The organism is Chamaesiphon polymorphus CCALA 037 (genome assembly GCF_003003845.1).
Lineage (GTDB): Bacteria > Cyanobacteriota > Cyanobacteriia > Cyanobacteriales > Chamaesiphonaceae > Chamaesiphon > Chamaesiphon polymorphus.
Genome location: NZ_PVWO01000494.1, coordinates 1 through 4,200 on the forward strand (window position 1 = coordinate 1; position 4,200 = coordinate 4,200).

Below are 4,200 nucleotides of genomic sequence, written 5' to 3' on the forward strand. Positions count from 1 at the left end.
CCCCATTATCAATTGATTAATTATTTAGCCGATCGATTGAATTATCAGTCTAGCGAACTAGCCACAGCCGATAAATTAGCCGATCGAATTGCAATGCAAACTTACGGACGCGGTTCGATTTATACCACGATCGAAGTCCTTCAAGAAATTGTCACGACTGAAGGTTTTGAAAATATCGATGATGGTTCCGAATCTCGCTATACCGCATCGGGACAAGTAACAATTATCACCATGCACAAAGCCAAAGGATTGGACTGGGATTACGTTTTTATTCCATTTTTAAGCGACAAAATACCCAGACAATTATGGACGCCACAAGGTGCCAAATTTTTAGGCGATTTTACCTTAGCAGAAGTCGCCCGCGCTAAAATCCGCGCCCATCTCCATCACCAATCTTTACCGACGCCCAGAGATGCGTGGGAGCTAGCCAACTATCTCAAACAAGGAGAAGATTTACGGCTCTTATATGTAGCAATTACCAGAGCCAAAAAATTATTATGGTTGGCATCCGAGCAACAAGCACCATTTTTGTGGAATCGATTTAATTGGCAACAAGGCGATCGACTACAAGATAGCAAACCATCACCTTTGTTTTCGGCTTTATGTAAAAAGTTTCCTCAGTTAGTGAGGCAGTAAAGAGTTAATTTGAAAAGACAATCTAACGTTATTTTCCTTATTAGGTGGCTAACCGCTTTCTAGTCTCAATAATAGAGGGGGAAATTTCCAATCGATTAACGCTCGAAAGATCTCATCGACTTCCCGACTCATCGATCTTTGCCATCGTCAAGATCGGCCAAGGAACAGTTTAAAATACTACATAGTAAAACTACTTGTCTAATGGTGAGTCTTGGTTCACTACGTCCTTGTTCCCAGTTACTTACCGTCTGATCTGTTATTCCCAAGGCGTAAGCGATATCCCTTTGAGATAAATTGTGCTGTTTACGGAGACTGACGATGCGATCGCTCAATGCCATACATGATTACAAATTAATTTAGATAAACTAGATTGACAAACCCTAAACTAATTTGTAATAATCTTAACTCATAACCTCCTTTGTTAGGCAGATAGATGAAAATTTTCTCGTTCTTTGCTGGTATTGGCTTTCTCGATTTAGGTTTTGAAATGGCTGGTTTTGACATTGCCTATGCGAACGAGATCGAACCATCATTTTTAGGTGGCTATCAGTACTCGCGTAGTCAGATGAAGTTATCGCAGCCAGAATATGGGTACGATCTCTGTGATGCTGATAGTTTGCTCGAATCGGAGAGAGTAGAGAAGTTGAGAGATTTATTAATCGATGCTAGAAAGGATGGCTCTTTAGTTGGGTTTATTGCTGGGCCACCTTGTCCAGATTTTTCAGTTGGTGGCAAGAATCGAGGCGGTAGGGGAGAAAATGGTAAATTGACAGAAACTTATGTAGAACTCATCTGTCGATATCAACCAGATTTCTTTTTGTTTGAAAATGTCAAAGGTTTGTGGTCTACTGCTAAACATCGATTGTTTTACGATCGAATGCGATCGAGATTAGAACAGAATGGATATTTAATCACAGATAGTTTGATTAATGCTTTAGAATATGGCGTTCCGCAAAGTAGGGAAAGAGCAATCTCCATTGGCTTTAGATCGGATTTAGTACCAATGAGATCGAGTCAGGAATTAGAATCTCAATTTCCGTGGGATATAAACAAACTTTATTCAATCGATAAGATCCAATCCTATCATTGGGCTAAAACAGATCCATTTGGAGAAAATTCATCTTTAAGTTGTCCAGTGGGAATACCTGTCAATTTAACAGTACAGTATTGGTTTGAAAAAAATGATGTAAACCATCATTCTAATAGTCAGCACTGTTTTACTCCTCGTGCTGGACTTAGCAGATTTTTATCGGTACTGGAAGGCGATGACTCTAAAAAATCTTATAAGCGTTTACATAGGTGGAGATACTCGCCTACAGCTTGCTATGGAAATAATGAAGTTCATTTACATCCTTATCAAGCGAGAAGAATATCGGTGGCAGAGGCTCTAGCTATTCAATCACTTCCTCCTGAATTTGAGTTGCCAGCAAAAATGTCGCTTACTGACATGTTCAAAAGCATTGGAAATGGCGTACCATTTCTAGCAGCAAAAGGAATAGCAACGACAATAAATGAGTTTTTATCCGGTAGTTTTATCTCCAATCTATCGGCAACTAAAAATCTAAATTATCATTCACAAACTCCTCTTCTGGAGAAACAGCTTTCTCTTCTCGATCTAGTTTGATAATTTCCTCGTATCTTTTCCAGTATTCATCCAATTCTTGTCCAGACTTGATATTTACTTCTGAATCTATAGCCCTTTCCACACTAGTAATATTATTTCCCGATCGTGGAAGCGTAAAGATCAAAGGTGCAGAAAACACTTCTCGATCTGATGGATTGCTTTCACCAATAATATCATATCTCAATCTGTGTGCTGATTCGTGGATATATCTGCTGGCAAATTTAGCAACGTTTGCTTCTACTAAGATCTGATACCTTCGATCGGGTCGATTGCTGGTTTTTAAGCTAATAAATCCTTTGACTTGGTAAGGAAGACACTTATTTTTAATAACTTTATATAACTCATTAATTTCCTTGAGTGGTGGTGATGAATTTTGCAATATATTTGAGCTAGATGATTCTCGAACAATATCTCGGCTAATCACGACGAAATCAGGAGTCGAGCAGCGGATAAATATTGGTTCTTGTTTGTTCTTAAATATATCTATGAGCAGATCGTACTTCTGTCTCGATTCTTTTTGGTAGATTTCCCAGAACTTGATACTAGTTTCACTACCCATCTTGACTAGATATAAATTTTCGGTCGATTGTAATATCGATCGATGTGCTTCCATAATAAAAGCAAGCTCGTTCCAAGTACCGCGACAATTATTTAGCGATCCTTGCGTGATTGCTTGAGTAGATTTTTGTATAACCACTTGTTCAATTCGATCGACAATATCCAGGAATGTCAATCCATCGAGGTTGAGAGTGGGGTAAATAGCCTCGAATTCATCATTTTTCCTAATTGCCATCGATCTCTATTGCTTTGTAGCTGAATGGTAGACTCAGCTTAATTTAGCAGGTTTTGAGTAGTATTATGACGACTTTAGCTCAAAATCTAAACCTGTACTGAGAATGCCATTATCGAGATTTTTGTTCGGTTCTCCACACTACAGCCTAAATTAGTGATACGCATAATGGCTTATGGAGTAGTTATTTTAAGTTACTGTGAATATATGATGAATAAGATTATTACTATACATGGTGTCATTGAAGTTTGGCTTAATAATTTCAATGATAATTTTTTCCAAGGTGCTGATTTTTTCAAAAAGACGATGTCGGGAGGCAGCTTGAGTGGGCGAGATTTTTGCGGTAGCGATTTCCGTAAATCCAATCTAACAAATATTGACTTGTCTAGTATAAGCTGTGGCTTCTCTTTTGTAAGAATAGTTGTATTAATTGGATGTGTTCTTTTTTCTACATATGTTGCCGTTAATCTGTCTTCTTTACATGACTCTGTGGCAGGAGCAGAATTAAATAGTCAAGAAATAGACTCTATAATAGAGAATTTATCGTTAAAAGTATTATTTCTTTTGTCATTTGCATTCTCTGTTTACTATGCTGCAATATCTTCCTATGTTTATAATTTTCTTGAGTCAAAGGTAGTCGCTATTGGCATAGACATTAAGGAAAAATTCATAAATGGCTATATGAAAACATTTACTATTTTTTTGAAAATAATATATATCCAATGCTTTGGAACAGCAATTTCTGCAACGGCTATTTTATTCCTAGATGCTGGCGATACGGCAAGCACGTTGAAATCGTTTCTTCGTCCTATCGATGAGTATCATAAAGAAATTGCACTCTATCTACTTTTATTCAAAGTTTTAAACTTATTGCTATTCATTATTTTAGGATTGTATTTGCCATCGCTCTTTTCAACCAGTATGATTCTTTTTGAAACATCTTTTGAGAAAAGCATTATGAATAATGTCAATCTCAGCAATGCTTTTGGAAATAGAGTTAATTTCAAACACTCTAAAATGAACATTGTAAATTTCAAAGGAGCTTCATTGCGATTCGCAAACTTTTACGGAGTAAATTTTGAAACGGTTGATTTTGAAGATGCAGATTTGACTTGTTGCAACTTTACTGAATCAAACGTTGAGGATTTGG

5 protein-coding genes are annotated in these 4,200 nt (G+C 37.1%); 3 read left to right on the forward strand and 2 right to left on the reverse strand.

Going from position 1 to position 4,200, the window contains the following annotated elements:
• A partial coding sequence (locus tag C7B77_RS25100; RefSeq protein WP_281261389.1) for a 3'-5' exonuclease occupies window positions 1–636 on the forward strand: 636 nt, incomplete at its 5' end.
• A gap of 128 nt (window positions 637–764) precedes the next feature.
• Here the strand turns inward: C7B77_RS25100 and C7B77_RS25105 are convergent.
• A complete protein-coding gene (locus tag C7B77_RS25105) occupies window positions 765–974 on the reverse strand; it encodes a helix-turn-helix transcriptional regulator (RefSeq protein ID WP_015158169.1) in 210 nt (69 codons plus the stop codon).
• Between the two features lie 95 nt (window positions 975–1,069).
• Between C7B77_RS25105 and C7B77_RS25110 the strand changes: the two genes are divergently transcribed.
• Window positions 1,070–2,260, forward strand: a complete 1,191-nt coding sequence (locus C7B77_RS25110) for a DNA cytosine methyltransferase (RefSeq protein ID WP_106311374.1) — start codon at window positions 1,070–1,072, stop codon at window positions 2,258–2,260.
• On the opposite strand, the gene C7B77_RS25115 is transcribed toward C7B77_RS25110, so the two are convergent.
• Window positions 2,190–3,053, reverse strand: a complete 864-nt coding sequence (locus C7B77_RS25115; RefSeq protein ID WP_106311377.1) for a Cfr10I/Bse634I family restriction endonuclease — start codon at window positions 3,051–3,053, stop codon at window positions 2,190–2,192. The genes C7B77_RS25110 and C7B77_RS25115 overlap by 71 nt on opposite strands.
• 165 nt (window positions 3,054–3,218) lie before the next feature.
• On the opposite strand from C7B77_RS25115, the gene C7B77_RS25120 reads away from it, so the two are divergent.
• Window positions 3,219–4,200, forward strand: a 982-nt coding sequence (locus C7B77_RS25120; protein WP_146138512.1) for a pentapeptide repeat-containing protein, incomplete at its 3' end; no start/stop codon positions are given.

Excerpts from the sequence above, each read along its gene's own strand:
- C7B77_RS25110 (WP_106311374.1), top strand. The coding sequence starts at position 1,070 with ATGAAAATTTTCTCGTTCTTTGCTGGTATTGGCTTTCTCGATTTAGGT.
- C7B77_RS25105 (WP_015158169.1), bottom strand. The coding sequence starts at position 974 with ATGGCATTGAGCGATCGCATCGTCAGTCTCCGTAAACAGCACAATTTA.
- C7B77_RS25115 (WP_106311377.1), bottom strand. The coding sequence starts at position 3,053 with ATGGCAATTAGGAAAAATGATGAATTCGAGGCTATTTACCCCACTCTC.